The sequence below is a fragment of the Sphingobium fluminis genome, assembly GCF_037723805.1.
Classification (GTDB): domain Bacteria; phylum Pseudomonadota; class Alphaproteobacteria; order Sphingomonadales; family Sphingomonadaceae; genus Sphingobium.
Genome location: NZ_JBBJUK010000004.1, coordinates 283,661 through 300,681 on the forward strand (window position 1 = coordinate 283,661; position 17,021 = coordinate 300,681).

Annotated in this window: 16 protein-coding genes and 1 tRNA gene; 5 read left to right on the forward strand and 12 right to left on the reverse strand. The window is 60.4% G+C overall.

Features of this window, described 5'->3' with window-relative positions; genetic code table 11:
* Positions 1-43 precede the first annotated feature (43 nt).
* The 8 genes from WG907_RS13445 to WG907_RS13480 form a co-directional block, all read right to left on the reverse strand.
* Entirely contained in the window at positions 44-655 is a 612-nt protein-coding gene (locus tag WG907_RS13445; RefSeq protein ID WP_340233488.1) for a F0F1 ATP synthase subunit B family protein, read from the reverse strand.
* Positions 648-1,142, reverse strand: a complete 495-nt coding sequence (locus WG907_RS13450) for a F0F1 ATP synthase subunit B family protein (protein WP_340233489.1) — start codon at positions 1,140-1,142, stop codon at positions 648-650. The genes WG907_RS13445 and WG907_RS13450 overlap by 8 nt, the downstream gene beginning before the upstream one ends.
* 80 nt (positions 1,143-1,222) lie before the next feature.
* Complete coding sequence (locus WG907_RS13455; protein ID WP_006961951.1) at positions 1,223-1,450, reverse strand: F0F1 ATP synthase subunit C; 228 nt, start codon at positions 1,448-1,450, stop codon at positions 1,223-1,225.
* A gap of 51 nt (positions 1,451-1,501) precedes the next feature.
* Entirely contained in the window at positions 1,502-2,287 is a 786-nt protein-coding gene (locus WG907_RS13460) for a F0F1 ATP synthase subunit A (protein WP_340233490.1), read from the reverse strand.
* 49 nt (positions 2,288-2,336) lie between these two features.
* On the reverse strand, positions 2,337-2,660 hold the full coding sequence (locus WG907_RS13465) for an AtpZ/AtpI family protein (RefSeq protein WP_340233491.1): 324 nt from the start codon (positions 2,658-2,660) through the stop codon (positions 2,337-2,339).
* A 173-nt stretch (positions 2,661-2,833) separates the two neighbouring features.
* Positions 2,834-3,226 (reverse strand): YdbL family probable chaperone protein, encoded by a 393-nt coding sequence (locus WG907_RS13470; protein ID WP_340233493.1) that lies wholly within the window; start codon positions 3,224-3,226, stop codon positions 2,834-2,836.
* Positions 3,223-3,420, reverse strand: a complete 198-nt coding sequence (locus tag WG907_RS13475; RefSeq protein ID WP_340233495.1) for a YnbE family lipoprotein — start codon at positions 3,418-3,420, stop codon at positions 3,223-3,225. Before WG907_RS13475 ends, WG907_RS13470 begins: the two co-directional genes overlap by 4 nt.
* A complete protein-coding gene (locus WG907_RS13480) occupies positions 3,420-6,638 on the reverse strand; it encodes an intermembrane phospholipid transport protein YdbH family protein (RefSeq protein WP_340233496.1) in 3,219 nt (1,072 codons plus the stop codon). The genes WG907_RS13475 and WG907_RS13480 overlap by 1 nt, the downstream gene beginning before the upstream one ends.
* A 156-nt stretch (positions 6,639-6,794) precedes the next feature.
* Here WG907_RS13480 and radC point away from each other — a divergent pair, with 156 nt between their 5' ends.
* Complete coding sequence (gene radC / locus WG907_RS13485; protein WP_445326818.1) at positions 6,795-7,472, forward strand: RadC family protein; 678 nt, start codon at positions 6,795-6,797, stop codon at positions 7,470-7,472.
* Between the two features lie 16 nt (positions 7,473-7,488).
* Here the strand turns inward: radC and WG907_RS13490 are convergent, their stop codons facing one another.
* Both WG907_RS13490 and WG907_RS13495 read right to left on the reverse strand, forming a co-directional pair.
* A complete protein-coding gene (locus WG907_RS13490; RefSeq protein WP_340233500.1) occupies positions 7,489-8,892 on the reverse strand; it encodes a DEAD/DEAH box helicase in 1,404 nt (467 codons plus the stop codon).
* Positions 8,893-9,015: 123 nt separating this feature from the next.
* Complete coding sequence (locus tag WG907_RS13495) at positions 9,016-9,450, reverse strand: hypothetical protein (RefSeq protein WP_340233502.1); 435 nt, start codon at positions 9,448-9,450, stop codon at positions 9,016-9,018.
* 74 nt (positions 9,451-9,524) lie between these two features.
* Here WG907_RS13495 and WG907_RS13500 point away from each other — a divergent pair, with 74 nt between their 5' ends.
* The 3 genes from WG907_RS13500 to WG907_RS13510 all read left to right on the forward strand — a co-directional run bounded on the left by WG907_RS13500 (position 9,525) and on the right by WG907_RS13510 (position 12,238).
* The gene (locus tag WG907_RS13500) at positions 9,525-10,964 is read left to right on the forward strand and encodes an FAD-binding oxidoreductase (protein ID WP_340233503.1); all 1,440 of its coding nucleotides are present in this window, start codon (positions 9,525-9,527) and stop codon (positions 10,962-10,964) included.
* A 120-nt stretch (positions 10,965-11,084) separates the two neighbouring features.
* Complete coding sequence (locus WG907_RS13505; RefSeq protein WP_340233505.1) at positions 11,085-11,873, forward strand: SapC family protein; 789 nt, start codon at positions 11,085-11,087, stop codon at positions 11,871-11,873.
* Between the two features lie 290 nt (positions 11,874-12,163).
* Positions 12,164-12,238: transfer RNA gene (locus tag WG907_RS13510), tRNA-Glu, on the forward strand.
* 213 nt (positions 12,239-12,451) lie between these two features.
* Here the strand turns inward: WG907_RS13510 and WG907_RS13515 are convergent.
* Positions 12,452-14,698 (reverse strand): DEAD/DEAH box helicase, encoded by a 2,247-nt coding sequence (locus tag WG907_RS13515; protein WP_340233507.1) that lies wholly within the window; start codon positions 14,696-14,698, stop codon positions 12,452-12,454.
* Entirely contained in the window at positions 14,698-16,431 is a 1,734-nt protein-coding gene (locus WG907_RS13520) for a site-specific DNA-methyltransferase (protein WP_340233509.1), read from the reverse strand. Before WG907_RS13520 ends, WG907_RS13515 begins: the two co-directional genes overlap by 1 nt.
* Before the next feature lie 277 nt (positions 16,432-16,708).
* Here WG907_RS13520 and WG907_RS13525 point away from each other — a divergent pair.
* Positions 16,709-17,021, forward strand: a 313-nt coding sequence (locus WG907_RS13525; RefSeq protein ID WP_340233510.1) for a winged helix-turn-helix domain-containing protein, incomplete at its 3' end; no start/stop codon positions are given.

A 17,021-nucleotide genomic window follows, 5' to 3' on the forward strand; every position in this document is an offset into this window, starting at 1 on the left:
TAGCGCCAGCCCTTTTTTGTTTTTTCTCTCGGATTTTGCCGGATCAGGCGACGGGCCCAAGGCTCCGGATCGCGCCATCCACCAGTTCCCTGTCGGCTTGCGCGTCGTGGTTCTGGGCGATCAGCGTTGCGGCTGCGCCAGTTGCGGCGTTAACCGCCTTGGCGCGTATATCTGCGATCGCGGCTCGCTCGGCAGCGGCGATCTTGTCGACGGCCATCTTCTGGCGACGCTCGACCAGTGCGATCGTATTGGCCTTAGCATCTTCGAGCAGAGTTTCGGCCTCATGCTCGGCAGACTTGCGCATCGCTTCGGCCTCGCCGGCTGCGGTTGCCAGCTTGGCTTCATATTCGGCCTTCAGCGCTTGCGCCTCGGCATGCAATTTGGACGCTTCATCCAGCTGCGACTTGATTGCCGCAATGCGCCCGTCAAGCGCCCCGCCGATCAGCGTGGGCACCTTCTTGAGCACGAGGATCAGGATGAACAGCGCCATGGCCAGGCTGACCCAGGCGGTCGCATCCATGCCGACCGCCTTGGGATCGGTATGGGGAACGACGCCTTCATGGGCTACCGTGCCGACCGGCTCCATGCCTTCGGCATGAATCGCGTCTCTCAGCGGGGGAGCGCCATCATGATGTGTTACTGCTGCCTCAGCCATGGGCGAGTGCCGCCTTTACTGCGTTACGGGCCGCATCTTCCGACGCTTGCAAACCGGAAATACGAGCCACCATGTCACGCGCGGCGTCTACCGCGACGGTTTCAATCTCTGCCAGCGCTGAAGTGCTGGCTGCCTTTATCCGGGCTTCGGCTTCGCCGATGGTCCCGGCTATTGTCGCATCAGCATCCGCCAGCGTCACTTCGGACGCCTTGGCCGCCTTGGCTTTGGCCTCGGCCAGGGCCGCTTGTACGGCTACCCGGCTTTCGGCATCGCGCGCGCGATATTCGGCTTCCGCCTCGTCCGCGCGGGCAAAAGCCGCCTTGGCCGCATCAAGATCACCGGTGATCTTCGCGTCGCGGCCTTCCATGGTCGCCTGCACCTTGGGCACCATGCCCAAACCGATGACGAAGAAGACGAAGCCGAACGTCACCAGCAGCCAGAATATCTGAGAGGCATAGGTTTCGGCGATTTGCGCGATTTGAGGCATTTTGGTCCGTTCGATCAGGGCGCGGTCGTCAGGGATCGGCAGGACAGCGGATACCGCCCTGCCCGATCCCCAAGCGGATGTCAGGCCACGAACACCAGGATCATGGCGATAACGAACGCCAGCAGACCCAGAAGTTCGGCGGCGGCGAAGCCGATGAACAGACGGCCCTGCTGGCCGTCGGCTGCACCCGGATTGCGCAGCGCGCCTTCCAGGAACGCGCTGAAGACATTGCCCACACCCAGGGCGGCGATGCCCGCACCGATCGCGGCCAGGCCAGCACCGAGCAGCTTTGCGGCTTCTGCGTCCATAGTCGTAACTCCTTTTTCTAAACCATTATAAACGTGAGAGAATATCGAAAATCAGTGCAGGTTCTCGGCGTCGTTGATGTAGACCGAGGTCAACAGCGCGAACACATATGCCTGAATGACGGCAACCAGCACTTCCAGCGCGCTGATACCGATCATCAGCACGAAGCTGGCCGCACCCACGGTGAAACCGAACAGGGGGCTGGCATTGGCGCTGTTGATGACGAAGCCGGCCAGAACCTTGAGCAGCACGTGCCCGGCGGTCATTGCGACGAAGAGTCGCAGGCCAAGGCTGAACGGCCGCACCATGAAAGAGATCAGCTCGATCGGGAAAATGACCGGGATCATCGGCAAGGGCGTACCGTGCGGCACGAACAACGAAAAGAAGTGCAGACCATGCTTCCAGAAGCCGACGATCAGCACGATCGAAAAGCTCATGATCGCGAGCACGCCGGTCGCGGTAAAGTGGCTGGTGAAGGTAAAGGGATGCAGGCCGAAAAGCCCCAATGGCAGCAGCCCGAGCAGATTTGCCAGCAGGATGAACATGAACAGCGAGAAGACATAAGGTATGTACTTCTTGCCGCCCTCGCCCACATTGGCGATCAGCAGGCTGCGGATAAACCCGGTGAAATATTCGACCGACATCTGCCAGCGGCCTGGCACCATCTGGCGCTTCATCCCGCCCGCGACGAAAATCCACAGGACGATTGCGGCAGCGACCATGTAAAGGGCGCTGTTGGTGAAGGCGATGTTGAACCCGCCGATCGACAGGTGATCCGTACCGAACAGGGGTTCGATCGCAAACTGGTGCATCGGATCGATTTTGCCGGATTGTGCCACGTTGACCCCTGTAACGTCTTGCATTCGGACTAGGATCGACGCGTCGCCCTTACGGATCGGATCGCTTCGTCGTCGTCAATCTGATGATGTTCCTGAACGCCGCCGCGATCCCGAGACCGAGGAAGACGAGCAGGAGCCATGGGGAAGTGCCCAGCAACCGGTCGAGAACCCAGCCGATCAGCGCACCACCGACAAGACCCCCGATCAGTTCGGCGAGAACCCTGTTGCCCAGGCGCGATCCATCGTCGCCCTGCTGCTCAGTAGTCCCCCGTCTGACCTTTTCGACATGTTCGGCTCGTGCGATTCGCTCCTCCAAGGATGCGATCCGCGCGTCTTCCCCTGCCGGGTCCTGCCCGGGTCCATCCACAGCCATCCCAACCTACTCCGTTCAGGCATTAACCCATTACGGCGATTGGCATGGCGCTTGCGGCTGGACCCGTCAAGGCGCGGCCCGTTTAGAAAGGCGTTTCGGGATAGTCAACCGTACAAGGGCAGGAGAATGCCGCCTTTAACGAAGGACGGACAAAAGTCCGCGGCCAGAAGCGGTTATTGCCCCGCCGTGGCGCAATAGGGGGGCAGCGCGATCGGACCTGCGCCCTTGGTCTGCCATCCGCCAGCGCCGATGCGATAGGCCTGCCCCGGTTTCACCCGGCTGCTAAGAGTCTGGCACCCGGTCGCGGCGGCCACATCCTGCACGGTCACGCCCCGCTTGCCGGCAAGATCGGTATAGGCGGCGCGGCGCTTGATGTTGATCGATTCGACCTCCGACCGCACGTCCGCGCCGACGGAGCCTGCGATCCCCAGATAGCCGTCCGCCTGCTCGCCCACCGCGCCGGACGCGACGGCCCCGGCGACAGCGCCGGACTGCGCGCTCGCGGGAGTCAGCGAAACGAGACCGGATGCCAGAGCGGCGGCGATCATCAGTGATGTGCGTGTCATTGCGGGAACAACTCCGGGTTATTCTGAATAAGATCCTGCGCATCGCGTTGCAGCCGGACGACGACCTCCTGCTGCACCTTGACGTTGAGGTTGATCTCGATCGGCTTGTCGGGCGCCTTCACCTGAATGCAAGCTCCCAGGGACATCCCCGCCAAACCGGCGAAACCCGCTATCATGATCGTTCGTCTTTTCATTACCGTTCCCCATTTGGCATAGTGTCGCTTTCCGCAGGCTGAACCGCAAGCCCTTGCCGAAGCTTTGCCTGATATTGATCGCCCAATGTGTTGCGGATGAGTGCGCTTGGATCGATGAAGGATTGGGCCGTGCCCAGCAACCCCCGGAAGGGCGCCGCAATCCGCACGTTGAAGAGGAAGGGCAGCCCGACAAAATTACGTGCGAGGCCGGCCGGGGCATTGCCGATCTGACCGCGATTGACGCCGTTGAACACGACGTTCGTCACCATCTCGCCGTCAAGCGCGCCGTCCATCAGGATGGTGAGGCATTTATATTGGAGGTTCTTGAGCGCATCGAAGGCCATCTTGCCCATCACCCCCAATTGCTCGTTCGATACCGGCCCGACGTAGGACAGTATTCCCGATTGGCGGCCGGGATCGCAGGGGATAGTCGGCAGCACCCCTTCGGGCATGATCAGCGGCGGCATGCCCTGCTGGCGCGCCACCAGAACGCCGCCCGCGATTCGTCCGCCCTGCGCGCTGAATATCAGTGGCATGATGCCGTCGAACGTCCCCGTCGCCGATATATTCTTTAGGTCCATCGCCTGAATAAAGGCCCCCGCTTCCAGGCCGATCACGCGAAAGGTCATATAGCGGTCAACATCAGCGCTGAAATCCAGGGTCGTAGGCAGCAGCACGAGCCGGCCGCCCGAAAATGGCCATTCGCCGCCCTCGATATGCACATGCTGACCCGCCTCCAACCGGTAACGGACGACGCCGTCGCGTACCTCCACGCCCGGATTCACAAGCTTGATCCGTACCTCCTGCCCCGGCGCGCTGACCAGGCCCAGCAGATCGGTAAAACGTAACGCCCCCGATAGCCCGTCGACGGGTCCAAAGGCAGCAGCGAGCTTTGCATCGTCCGTGCGGAACACCCCATCGCTCGTCACGCCAGTCCTGTTCCAGGCGATATGTCCCTCGCCGGTCACGGTTGCGGCGACATTGGCGACCACGCCCAGCGCGAGCCGCGTAACGTCCTCGGGCTGAAGCGAGGCATCGAAGACGAGCTTCGGCACCACAAGATCGGCACGGCCGCGCCCGCTATTGAGATCATGCGCGATATCGGCGGTTACGACGGCCGCGCCATTGCGTCGCGCGCGTAGCGTCCCGCTTGCCGCGATCTGGCCGTTCTTGAGCGTCAACACAAAATCGGGGACATTTAGCGGATTGAAACGCGCCTTAGCCTCGGCATCCCGCACGGTGAGGCCGGCCGCGAATTTAAGCGCGCCGCTGGCAAAGCCCCATCCGCCCTGCGCACTTTCGACGATCAGCGGAACCACGCCGATCCGGCCTCCCCCGCCGGCCAATGTGCCGCCAAACCCGGCGGCGGCGGCTTGGCCGCTCACGCTGGCCGCCGTCAGCCGCACGGGCGCTTCGGACGGACCGACCGCGAACATCATGTTCGACAGCGAGAAGCCGGTGTGCCCGAGCGTGAACCGCGCTGCATCGGCGGTGAGGCGCATCGGACTGTCACCACTGCGCCCGGTCAGATCCACCTTACGCAGTTCCGCGCCACCCCGAACACCCGCACGACCTATCGCCAGCAGTGGACCGTTCGACAATGGACAGAGGGTCTGGCGCGTATTGTGTAAGGCGAACGAGCCGTAACGTGCCTCGTGGACGGATATGGCTGTGCAGCGCGGATTGATCCCGATCGCGCCGTCGCCGGCAATGACCCCGTCGAGCGGAACCGTCACACCGCGCAGGTGCCCTCCGGGCAGCGGACCATCAAGACGCAAAATCGTGCTGAAACGGGTCTCGCCCTTCGCGCTAGCGGCAAAGCGAACCGGGTCCAGCGCCAGCCGGGCGTTGCCGGATGCATAGGGGTCCATGAACAGTTGCCCGCCAAACCCGCCGCCCGGCCGCCGGGCCAGCCTGAGCGCGACGCGGGGCAACCCCCCACCCTCGCTAGTCACCGCCCCGTCGAGCGCCCAGGCGATCGGTGCGCCACCCGGCCCCGGCCAGCTCAATACTGCCCGTCCTCCAGGATCGAGGGCCAGCGTCGCGCCGCTTCGAGCGGCGAAGCGAGTCCCGGACAAAACGACGCTGCCCGATCCGCCGCGCTGAACGACCGTCATCTCCGATTGGATCATATTGTCGGCGCTCGCGTTTCGAACAGCGCCAAGGAGGCGTGAGACCAAAGGTTCGACCGGCGTCCCGCGCGCCGATCCGCGCAACGATGCCAGCGGATCGCGGCCGGACAGGCGAAGCTGATGACCAGATAGCCTGCCCTGGAAGCGCGCCTCGGCGCTGCCGAAATTCCAGCTCCCCTTGACTTCCGCGCGCTGAGCCACGATCGCAGCGGCGGAAACGGCGCGCGCTTGCATGCGCACGCGGCCCGATGTCGCCGAACGCGTCCCGTCAAAGTCGATTCGTCCGGCCGGGTTCGCCAGCACCACACCGCCCGACCGTAGCCCTGTTCCGGTCAGGCTTACGCGGCCCGTCCACCGATCGAGCGCTTTACCAAGCGTCAGATCGAGCTTTGCGACCGGTTGCGCGATGGTGGTCCCGGCGGCTTTGCAAGCGAGCGCCGATGCGCGGACCGGGCCAGTGAGATGCGGGCGGCTATTCTGCATCGCAATGCCGAGCACCGCCCTGACGCCGGCGACCCGGCACCCGGCCAGAGCGGCATTCGGCATCACCCCGGCCAGTTTACCGCGAAAGCCGGAGCGCAAATTGCCCGAACCATCTATCCGCAGACCCGCCGTTCCCGCGTCGGTCTCCATGCGCAGCCGTGCATCGCTCAGTTCCAGCGCGATATCAGGCAAGCTGAACGGCGCGGTCGAGTCGGGATCGCGGAATTTGTCCAGTTCGCCCAGCCGCAACAGTCCGTCACGATAGCTGGCGCGCATCCGCACGCCGCCCGCCCGGACGTTAGCAACATGCGGGGTAACACCGGCTAAAGCCAGGTCGATTTCCACCCATTGCGCCGTAAGATCGGGACGCGCCGGATCGCCCAGAACGATGTTCTCGATGCGCTGGGTCCGCAAGCCTACCCTGGTCAGTTCATAAGTCGCCTGAACGCCGCGCAGATTGAGCTCTCTGGACACGAAATTTTCTGCGATCGGCGATCGCTGAGTCCACAGCGCAATGAGCGCCAGCACCACCATTGCCGCACCCACGCCGAGCCAGCGGAGCCAGCCCCGGCGAACATAATCTTCGCCGTCCCTCTCATCCATGCGTGTAGCCACCCCGGCGTTCGACTGCGTTTACGATCCGTAACGCATTCACAACGTCCATCTTCACCTAAATATCCTTGCCGGGCAAATCGCCGTCGCATAGCGTCGTCTGCGCCCAGCCGGAGACGCATTATATTGGCCGACAGCGACGAAAAAATGGCCCAGCATGACGGCGTAGGCCATCGCGCCCGGCTGCGCCATCGCCTCGCCATAAATGGCGGCGAAGGTCTGCTCGACCATGAACTGATCGAATATCTGCTGGCTATGGCCATTCCCCGGCGTGACACCAAGCCTCTCGCTAAAGCGCTGCTAAGGACCTTCGGTGGCATCGGCGGACTGATGGCAGCCGATTGGGAGGCCATAGCGCGCGTGCCCGGCATGGGCGATACCAGCGTAGCCGCAATCAAGATCGTGCAGGCGACCATGCTGCGCGTTCTTAGAGGGGCGGTTGAGGAGAAGCCTGTGCTCGCCAGCTGGCAGGCGCTGCTCGATTATCTGCGCGCCGACATGGCGTTTCTGGGGATCGAGCGGGTTCGCGTGCTGCACCTCAATACCCGCAACATGCTGATCCGGGACGACCATATGGGCGACGGGTCGATTGATCAAGCCGCGATCTATACGCGCGAGGTGATCCGGCGCGCGATCGACCTGGGTTCAGCCTCGCTGATTCTGGTGCATAATCATCCCAGCGGCTTGCCCGAACCCAGCCGACAGGATATCGATGTTACGCGGCAAATCGTCGAGGCCGGAAAGCGCCTCAACATCGCCGTGCATGATCATATCATTATCGCGGGGCAAGGCCATAGCAGCATGCGGGCGATGGGCCTGCTCTAGCTGCGCCTGCCAGCGATCAGTTCCCGAAACCGACCGAAAGAAAATCGGGCATCGGGCCGTTCCAGCCATCGTCTGGCTGGTCGTCGACGGGGTCCTGCCGTCGCGAACGTGGGGCCGGCCCGGGACGCGGCGTCGACTGCTCGACCGGACGGCGATCCTCCGGCTGAGAACTAACTTCGCGTGCTGGTTGCTCTTCGCGTGAAGGACGCTCTTCACGCGCCGGACGGGCTTCGCGCGAGCGTGTCCTGGCCCGCGGTCCCTCAGGCTTGCGCTCTTCCTTCGCCTGCTCCTGCGGCGGCGCGCCCTCAGGGGGCCCGACGATCTCGATCTTGGTGCCGATCAGCTTCTGGATATTGTCGATCGCTTCGGCATCTTCGGCCGTGACGAAAGTGTATGCAACGCCACTCGCCCCTGCCCGGCCCGTGCGGCCGATGCGATGGACATAATCGTCGGGATGCCACGGCGCGTCGAAATTGAAGACATGGCTGACGCCCTTGATGTCCAGTCCGCGCGCGGCGACGTCCGAAGCGACGAGGATGTTGACCGTTCCGGCCCGGAATCGCTCGAGTTCGGCGATCCGCGAACCCTGGTCGATGTCGCCGTGGATCTCGCCCGACTTGAAACCATGGCGTTGCAGGCTCTTGTTCAGATCCCGCACCGTCGTCTTGCGATTGCAGAAGATGACCGCGCTGGTCACCTCCTCCGCTTCCAGCATGGCGCAGAGCAGGTCGCGCTTCTTGCGCGAATCGACCTTCACCAGCCGCTGGGTGATGTTGATGCCGGCCGACGCCGGCCGGGCCACCTCGATCGACTTCGGATTGGAGAGAAATTTGTCCGCCAGCTTCTTGATCGGTGCCGGCATGGTCGCCGAAAAAAGCAGCGTCTGGCGCTGGGCCGGCAACTTGGTGCAGATTTCCTCGATGTCGGGGATGAACCCCATGTCGAGCATCCGGTCCGCCTCATCGATAACGAGCAGCGAGCAGCCGTTCAGCATGATCTTGCCGCGGCCGAACAGGTCCATGAGCCGTCCGGGTGTCGCGATCAACACATCAACGCCCTTTTCCAGCGCCGCCACCTGATCGCCCATGTTCACGCCGCCAATGAGCAAAGCCATCGAAAGCTTGTGATATTTGCCGTATTTCTCGAAATTCTCCGCCACTTGCGCGGCGAGTTCGCGGGTCGGCTCCAGGATGAGGCTGCGCGGCATTCGCGCGCGACTGCGGCCGTGGGCAAGGATGTCGATCATCGGCAGCACGAAGCTCGCCGTCTTGCCCGTGCCGGTCTGGGCGATGCCGATAATGTCTTTCATCATCAGCACGGGCGGGATCGCCTGCGCCTGAATCGGCGTGGGCGTGTCATACCCTGCCTCGGTTACGGCCCTGAGTAATTCATCGGAAAGGCCGAGATCGGCAAAAGTCATTCAGTTGTCCGGGACAGGAGGTCGCCCGCCATGCATCAAACTGCGGCGGAAACGGCCGCGCCTTGCGAAAATATCGCCTTCTTGTCAAGGAAATCGCGCAGTACGCCTGTCATGGTTCGCAGTTCATTCGTCTGGCTCGGCTTCCACCAGGCGTCGAAAGCTGTCGATCGCGCAGCTCGGGCCGCTTCGCGCCTGCAATTCATCGCGGCCCGAACAGAGCGAACCGTCATCATCGGGCTCGACATAGAAGCCGGAATAAAAGCCGGCGGACCGGCAGCCGCGTTCCAGCCGGGCGCGATAGCGGTGATTGTCGGCGAGTATGAGGTCGACACCCTCCGCCACCACGATCGCCGCGCCGCGAATCGATTTAAGCGCGATGCAACGCGGCCCTTTTTTCTCGCGCCAGTCATCGCGCGCCTGCGGCACCACACGGGCCGGCGCTTTTCCCTTCTTCATCATCGGCACGCGAATGATGACGCGCTGCTCGATCGAGAGTTGCGCCCATTGCACGGCCTCAGCGGCCGGCGCAGCAAGCAGCAACAGAACGGAATGAAACAATCTGAACCCCTTTGCCACGGACGCTATCGGGCAACTGTTGAACCGTCGATGAATTCCGGGCCATAGTCTGTCCCATGATTGGACAGGACATCATCGCACGGTTTCAGGATCTGCTAGGCCCAAAGGGCGTCATTACCGACCCTGACGACATCGCACCATGGCTGACTGACTGGCGCGGTCGCTTCCACGGCGCAGCCGTGGCGATGCTTGCGCCGGCCGACACGACGCAGGTGTCGGCCGTGGTCGCGCTGGCAGCGCAGCTGGGCGTGCCGCTGGTGCCGCAGGGTGGCAACACTTCCATGGTGGGCGGCGCGACACCGCCGCCCGACGGCAGCGCGCTCATCCTCTCGTTGCGCCGCCTGAACAGAATCCGTGCCATTTCGGCGGACGATAATCTCGCTCTGTGCGAGGCCGGGGTGATCCTTTCGACCCTGCATGATGCCGCTGCAACCGTGGGACGGCGCTTTCCGCTGAGCTTGGGCGCCAAAGGGTCCGCGACTATCGGTGGGCTCGTCTCGACCAATGCCGGCGGCACCCAAGTGTTGCGCCATGGCACGATGCGGACGCTGGTGGAAGGGATCGAGGCGGTGCTGCCCGACGGCAGCATCTTCGACGGGCTGGACGCGCTCAAGAAAGACAATCGCGGCTATGACATCAAGCAGTTGCTGATCGGGGCGGAAGGGACGTTGGGCGTCATCACCGCCGCCGCCCTGCGCCTCGTTCCGGCGATCGCGATGCGAGCCGTAGGCTGGGCGGGTGTCCCCTCTCCGGCCGCCGCGCTCGACCTCCTCCGACTCGCACAATCCCGGATCGGCGTCGGGGTGGAGGGTTTCGAAATCATCGCGAACGACGGCCTCGCCCATGTCCTGTCCCACATTCCCGGCACGCGGCGACCGATCGATACGCCTGCGCCCTGGCATGTGCTGATCGAGGTGGATCAGGCCGGGGCCGACGAGCAGGGTCCGGTGCTTCTGCTGGAGGATGTGCTGGCGCAAGCGCTGGATAGCGGCCTCGCGCTCGACGCGACCTTCGCCGCGAACGAAGTACAGGCCGAGGCTTTCTGGCGGATCCGCGAATCGCTGTCGGAAGCGGAACGGGCGCAGGGACCCGCGCTGCAATTCGATGTGAGCGTGCCGGTCGCCCGCATGCCCTGCTTCATGGTCGAGACCGCCGACGCCGCCGAGCGCACCTTCGCGGGCACCAGCGCCTCCTCATTCGGTCATCTGGGCGATGGCAACGTGCATTTCCATGTACGAGCGCCGAAGGGCACGCCGGACGGCCCGGCCTGGGTCGCTGCTCAGGGTGGAACGATCAGCGCCTTCGTGCACGACGCGGTGGTCGCGGCGGGCGGATCGATTTCCGCCGAACACGGCATCGGCCAGATGAAGCGGGCGGAACTCGGTCGCCTGGCTAGCCCGGCCCGCCTTAGCGCGCTGCGGGCGATCAAGGCCGCGTTCGATCCCCAGGGCATTATGAATCCGGATAAGCTGATCCCACGAGCCGACGAGGGCTGAGACCGCGACTCGACAAAGCGATTGCCTCACGGCCGCAAGCCCATTATCGCCCTCGCCCGATATCACAGGCCAGCGGCGGGGATGACGCGCTGCTTCATTCGACAGAACGGACATTCCATCATGGTCAGCGCGCCCGCGAACAACCTCCCCGTTTTCTACAACGACCTGATCCCGCTGAGCAGCGTCGATCACGCGGATTTTCGCAGCCGTTCGGTCGATGCGGCGCCGTTTCTGGTGAGCCAGCACGCCGTGCCTCTGACGGTGGACGAGTTCGTCGCGGCCCAGCGATTCGTGCCGATCATCTTTTCAGCGGGAGACGAATCCGTGCCGCTGGCGCTGATGGGTCTCAACGAAGGGGTCAACACCTTCCTGGACGATGAAGGCAAGTTGCGCGGCCCGGCCTATGTTCCCGCCTATGTCCGTCGCTATCCCTGGATGTTGGCGAAGCTGCGGCCGGACTCGGACGAACTGTCGCTTTGTTTCGATCCGACAAGCGAAGCGATCGGTCAGTTCGACGACGGCCAGCCCCTGTTCGAGGATGCCAAACCTACCGAGCTGACTCAGGGCGTTTTGAAATTCTGCGAGGATTTCGAGCAGGCCGCCGCCCGGACCGGCCAGTTCATGCGCGAACTGGCGGAGCTGGACCTCATCATGGACGGCGAAGTCGCGATCCAAATCCCCGGTAACGACCAGCCCTTCGTCTACCGCGGCTTCCGCATGGTGAATGAGGAAAAGCTGCGCGACATGCGGGGCGACCAGCTGCGCAAGATCAATCAGAGCGGCATGTTGCCACTGATCCATGCACATCTCTTTTCCCTTCAGCTGATGCGCGAGCTGTTCGAAGCGCAGGTGCAGCAAGGCAAGGGCCCGATCGGCGCGCCAGTACCGCCGCAGCCCGTCGAAGCGTGAGGACGACAGGCTTTTCAATGCAAAGTTGATCGAGATTGCATCGGCAAGCATCCGGCCCTTGAAAGCTGCGAGCGCTTGGCCTATCTGCATTGATGCGACGCACCTGCCCCCCTTTCGGGTGTGTCGTATGGGCGCCTCCCCTTTGGAGGCGTCTCCTCCCTGAACCTTGGCCACCCCGTGCGAATAGCATGGGGTGGTTTTTTATGTGGCGCAGCAGCCCGCAGTTTCACTTGACGCCATGCGGCCTCGCTCTTAAAGGCCGGCCCCTGCCGATCGCCGGAACGATCACAGGCCCCTTCGTCTAGCGGTTAGGACGCGGCCCTCTCACGGCTGAAACACGGGTTCGATTCCCGTAGGGGTCACCAGTCAAGCGATTTATCGCTATGATTTTGCGTGATAAATCGAGCTAGAGCCTAGCTCGACACCACATCTGTTCCCACATTTTGGCGTGGACTTGGCCGGTCGCGCTCGGACAGCCCCGGTCATCGCAGCGGCTTCCCGCCGAATCATCTCGCCAAACCTAGCTTGCCTGAGCGCGTAGATTACGAAGGACCAGCGCACCGGCCGCCTGTCGGCCTTCAGCTTTCCTGGTCCAGCGCGGACAACGCCGCTTCAAGCGATGCGAAATTCTCGGGAGCTGCGTTCCCCAGTCTAAAGCGCACCAGAGACCAACCGGCATCCCCGATCGAATTGAAACTAGGACTTAAATGCCCGCGCGTCAGTAGCGCGATGCGCAGTGGTGCTGGCACGGTAAGCATCTTCGTCCGAATCTTTTCATTCAGAATGAATTTACCGGTTGGATCGATCGCCCACACAGTCGATTTCACCCACCAAAGAAAATCAGGATAAAACGTCGACGAGGACCCGCTCTTAACAGGGAGAGGAATTCCGTAATCAAGGCGATCCTTGTTGCGAACCCATACCGTGCCCGCAAACTTATCCAGTCCTTTAGCCACTTCGAGTTCGTCGCCACGGAATGCGCTCGCATCGTAATATGGATGACCAGCATTCGTAAAATGCTTCTCCACGCCGCCGGTTGGTTGGTACGGACCAACGGAATAAAACTCCTCCTCCGGGTCTGCTAGCGTGCTCAGCCTGACGTGATTTTCATACTCCTGGACCACGCTGTGGGCGACATCCCTGTAGTGCTCAAGAGCCTTTGAGTTGTAGCAAGCGGTCTTGTCGAGCTGCGGATTAGAGAACGAGGAAGGATGAATAGCGCTAACACAATTTTTTGATAGCGCCCGGATATTCTGATAAAGGAATGCGCCGCATTGGACCCGCATATCTTCGAGCAAGTTTCGTTTTTCTTGAGAAACATCGCCGGTTTTGACCGAGACAATATTGACAAGAGCCTTACCCCTCGCCGATCGGTCATCATCACTGAAATCAAATGTTTTCTTTTTGATGAGGGCATCTAGGCTGTCTCCGGCCGGCATTTCCGGCTGGAGGTTTGGAACGGTTAATTTGCCTTGCCACTCAGATTTCAGAGGGATCTTCGAAACCGGCCTCCGGTCATATTTGAACTCGAATGGTTCAAAACCCGGCTCATCCTCGCTCTTGTATATCCTAAGCTCGTCTTTCAGATCATCGATAATTTTCTCAAGTAAAGCAGTTGGACAATTAAAAAAGAAGTACGCCGTATTGAGAACCTCGTCGCTGAAATGCGTGATGCCCGGCTGACGAACCGCACGACCAAGAACCTGCTGGATGCGCGTAGCCGACTGCGTACTCCCATCGAAATAACAAATGTATACGCTGGGATCATCCCAGCCTTCCTGTAGTTTCTTGTTAAAAATAATGTGGGTGAACTGATCTGAAAGTTGATTAATATTTGCCACACGGATTGCATCCCGAGGTAAATCCTTGGTGTTGGTGCAAACGGCGATATTTTCGGGTGATACATTATACAAGTTCACCAACGCGCGCCAGATCGTGCCCGGTCGAGAATCCCCGAAATCCTTGTTGCGAGCGTTGCTTGCCTCCACGACGTAAATCGCTTTCGGCACTACGGACGAGCGGAGACCAAGGAGCCCTGCATGGAGCTCCTCGCGACGTTTTACGACGTCCGCAATCATCTCCTCGGGGGCGCTGTCGTAGTCAGCCAGGGATATAGTCGATTTTAGCAACTGGGCGTCAACGACATCCCGAGTCTTGATCGGGACAATACGCTTATCACGTATGTTGTCCGGTAGGCTTGTTAAGTAGAATTGCAGCCGCCCTTTAATTTGACTGGCACTTGCAACAAAAAATCCCGCAGGATTCAGATCATCGAGCAATTCAACCTGCTCGGTGGTCGTGTTATGGGCTTCATCGTAAACGACCCAAAGCGGGCGCTGCCGGTCAAACTTCAGACGGTCCCAGCGGGTGCGATCGCCCCAATCTGGACATGGCCGGTGCACGTTGAGGCGTTCGTCCTTTTCGGACGAATTCCATCCTGCAACGGTAGATACAATGATCGTGAGGCCATCCTTCCGCTCGATGAGATATTCCCACTGGGATGGGCTGGTGATCTCAGCGAAGTCCACGACCTCGACATTCCCCGATCCAAGTAGGTGACGATACTTTCCGCGCAAATTGGTGACGGTTTGATCAACGACCGCGCCAAACTTTGTCGTCCAGAGGATGATCGCGGGCTTTAAGCGGCTGACCACATTAGCGAGGATTGGCGTCTTGCCCGCCCCCGTGACCGCCTTGAGCTGCCCAACAAAGGGGACGGGGCGACCTCCAAAAGTATCCTGACCAGCGGCAAAATATGAAACAGCGGCATCGACGAGCTTATCTGCTGCGTCCTGCTGAAAGCCAAGAAGTTCGATTCGCGCCATTATTCAGCCTCAGGAAAATCTTCGGAAATGTGCATCTGCGCGAGGATCTCATCAGGAATCTGACAAAACTTCCAGCTATTCGTGTCCCCAACCCTGGAGAATGTTCCATATATTCGAAACGGTCTTTTCAACCCCGCCTTTGTTACCTCAGTAGCAGCTTCCTTTAGAATGTCGGATGTAACCTCACTGTTGTCAGCGCCATCCCACACGAGGCAAATTGCCTCCGATCTATGGTTCTTCCCTATGATATACTTATATCCCGACAGGCACGCGATACCTCGACCCCGGCCGGTCTCGTCAGACTGGCAGATAAGGTTCGCCAATCCATCCCGTTCGAGATTTACAATCGCATGGCGGTCGAGCTTTTTCCCTGTCTGGAAAAACTGAAATCCCTCGGAATAACCGTGCACCTCGATTGCCCGACGCAGCCGCTTCGCTGTCATCGTTCGGCAGTATTTATCGGAACCTTCGCCTTCTTCGATTAGGATAAAGCGGCGACTCCCATTATCGGTCTTGTTGAGCTTCATGACGGCTTCACCGGTAGTTCCGCTCCCGGCGAAAACATCGAGTATCAGGCTATCTTTTTGTGTAGTGTACCCCAACAATGTCTGAATAAGATCGACTGGCTTCGGATTTTTGAAAACGTCACGAGCCCCAAATAGTGCGTTGAGGTCGTTGGATCCTTTCCGTGAATCCATCGCGATCACGCTACGAAGCGGGAATACCACATCCTCAAGATAGACCTTTAGCTCCGGAATTTTCGTCTCGGTCGCGCCGAAAATTATGCGGTCCTGCTTGATCAGCTCTTTCATTCTCTCGGGAGTGAAGCGCCAACCCCAAGAAGGCATCTTACATGCTTTCTTTGTCTTAGGATGAATGACATCGTACTGATGACCGGGCTTTCCGGGGTTATCCATGTTACGACGAGCAGCGTAGGGACCGTGGTTATCGACCCGCCGGTATCTATAAAGATCGCCTATGAGTGGCTTGTTTTCTTCACAGAAGGCCTGGAACTCGGCTTGCAGCGAAGCTTGGGACTTCGTTTTCGATTTTAGATCTGAAAATGCCTCAAGCATCAATTGCTTGGCTTCACTTTCTGGATTAGTCCACCGTGATGAAAGTCTATCTTTGGATTTCGCATAGCATAGAATATACTCATGCTCCATGGCGATGCGTGTAGGATTGTTGTCAGTATTACCCTTCCAGACAATTGTACCTACGTGATTGCGCTCGCCAAATATCTCGTTTAGCAACATTCCAAGGCGGAATAGCTCTACGTCATTGATGCTGACGAATATTACGCCCCGATCATCGTTGAGTAGTTGCCACAGCATGTATAGGCGCGGCGCGATGAAGTTTAGCCACTTTGTATGGCGGCCACCGTCCTCATTCGTTACATAGGATGCGTCTGCCGCGTCCGCGTCCGGGTCGTGAAACCGCTTGTCGCTGTAACGGAAATCATCCTTTCCCAAGTTATAGGGGGGATCGATATACACAACATCCACCTGGCCGGCGTAGCGTGACTTTAGAGAGGCTAGAACCTGTAGATTGTCCCCCTCGATGAGCATGCTTTGCCGATCGACGCCAAATGAGTACTTTTCGACGGGTTCCAGCAGGCGGGGCGTAGGAACGAGTTGGCGATAAACTCGCTTGCCCTCCCATTGTAGGTAGAGCCCGCGTGAGCTTGGACCTTGGTCAGTGGCGATTGGGAATTCTGGCGGATTCGACGACATTAATGGCTACTCGTAACGGGCAAACGGATGGCAGCCGCTTGGCTAGTGGGGCTCCACGCGTCCTAGGAGAAGCGCCGGTTACGCGCTAGCGCGATATGCGCCGAATCTGCCAAGAGCGATGGCGGCAACCCAGAGCCACTTTCGAAAAATCGTGCCATTCTAACTTCGAAGATGGACTCGGGGGGGCTCTGCAGTCTGCGCACGCTGCGCTCTTGACGCGACAACCTCTGTGGCCAGCGCTAGGAGCTTGCAGAGGGGATTTGGACGGGGATGATACTTGGCGATTCCAGATTATCAGGCACTCATGTTGCCGGTATTGCAAGCGGCGGAAGCCGGGGAGACCCGAGTTCCCGACGTAGCGAAACAAGTGGCGGATGTGCTCGGCCTAAGCGACGCCGAACGCGAGGAGATGCTGCCTAGCGGACGGCAGCGCCTACTCCACAACCGCATCCACTGGGCGAAATTTTACATGGGGAAAGCGGGCCTAATCGACAGTCCGAGGCGAGGGCTCTTCGTCATCAGTGACGTCGGGCGCGCGTTGCTCGCCCCACGTCCCGCCGCGATCGACGTGAACCTGCTCAAGACCTATG

Coding starts and splice junctions, on each gene's coding strand:
- WG907_RS13500 (WP_340233503.1), top strand. CDS start 9,525: ATGATTGGACAGGACATCATCGCACGGTTTCAGGATCTGCTAGGCCCA.
- WG907_RS13515 (WP_340233507.1), bottom strand. CDS start 14,698: ATGGCGCGAATCGAACTTCTTGGCTTTCAGCAGGACGCAGCAGATAAG.
- WG907_RS13480 (WP_340233496.1), bottom strand. CDS start 6,638: ATGGATGAGAGGGACGGCGAAGATTATGTTCGCCGGGGCTGGCTCCGC.
- WG907_RS13450 (WP_340233489.1), bottom strand. CDS start 1,142: ATGCCTCAAATCGCGCAAATCGCCGAAACCTATGCCTCTCAGATATTC.
- WG907_RS13490 (WP_340233500.1), bottom strand. CDS start 8,892: ATGACTTTTGCCGATCTCGGCCTTTCCGATGAATTACTCAGGGCCGTA.
- WG907_RS13455 (WP_006961951.1), bottom strand. CDS start 1,450: ATGGACGCAGAAGCCGCAAAGCTGCTCGGTGCTGGCCTGGCCGCGATC.
- WG907_RS13465 (WP_340233491.1), bottom strand. CDS start 2,660: ATGGCTGTGGATGGACCCGGGCAGGACCCGGCAGGGGAAGACGCGCGG.
- WG907_RS13520 (WP_340233509.1), bottom strand. CDS start 16,431: ATGTCGTCGAATCCGCCAGAATTCCCAATCGCCACTGACCAAGGTCCA.
- WG907_RS13505 (WP_340233505.1), top strand. CDS start 11,085: ATGGTCAGCGCGCCCGCGAACAACCTCCCCGTTTTCTACAACGACCTG.
- WG907_RS13475 (WP_340233495.1), bottom strand. CDS start 3,420: ATGAAAAGACGAACGATCATGATAGCGGGTTTCGCCGGTTTGGCGGGG.
- radC (WP_445326818.1), top strand. CDS start 6,795: ATGGCCCAGCATGACGGCGTAGGCCATCGCGCCCGGCTGCGCCATCGC.
- WG907_RS13445 (WP_340233488.1), bottom strand. CDS start 655: ATGGCTGAGGCAGCAGTAACACATCATGATGGCGCTCCCCCGCTGAGA.
- WG907_RS13470 (WP_340233493.1), bottom strand. CDS start 3,226: ATGACACGCACATCACTGATGATCGCCGCCGCTCTGGCATCCGGTCTC.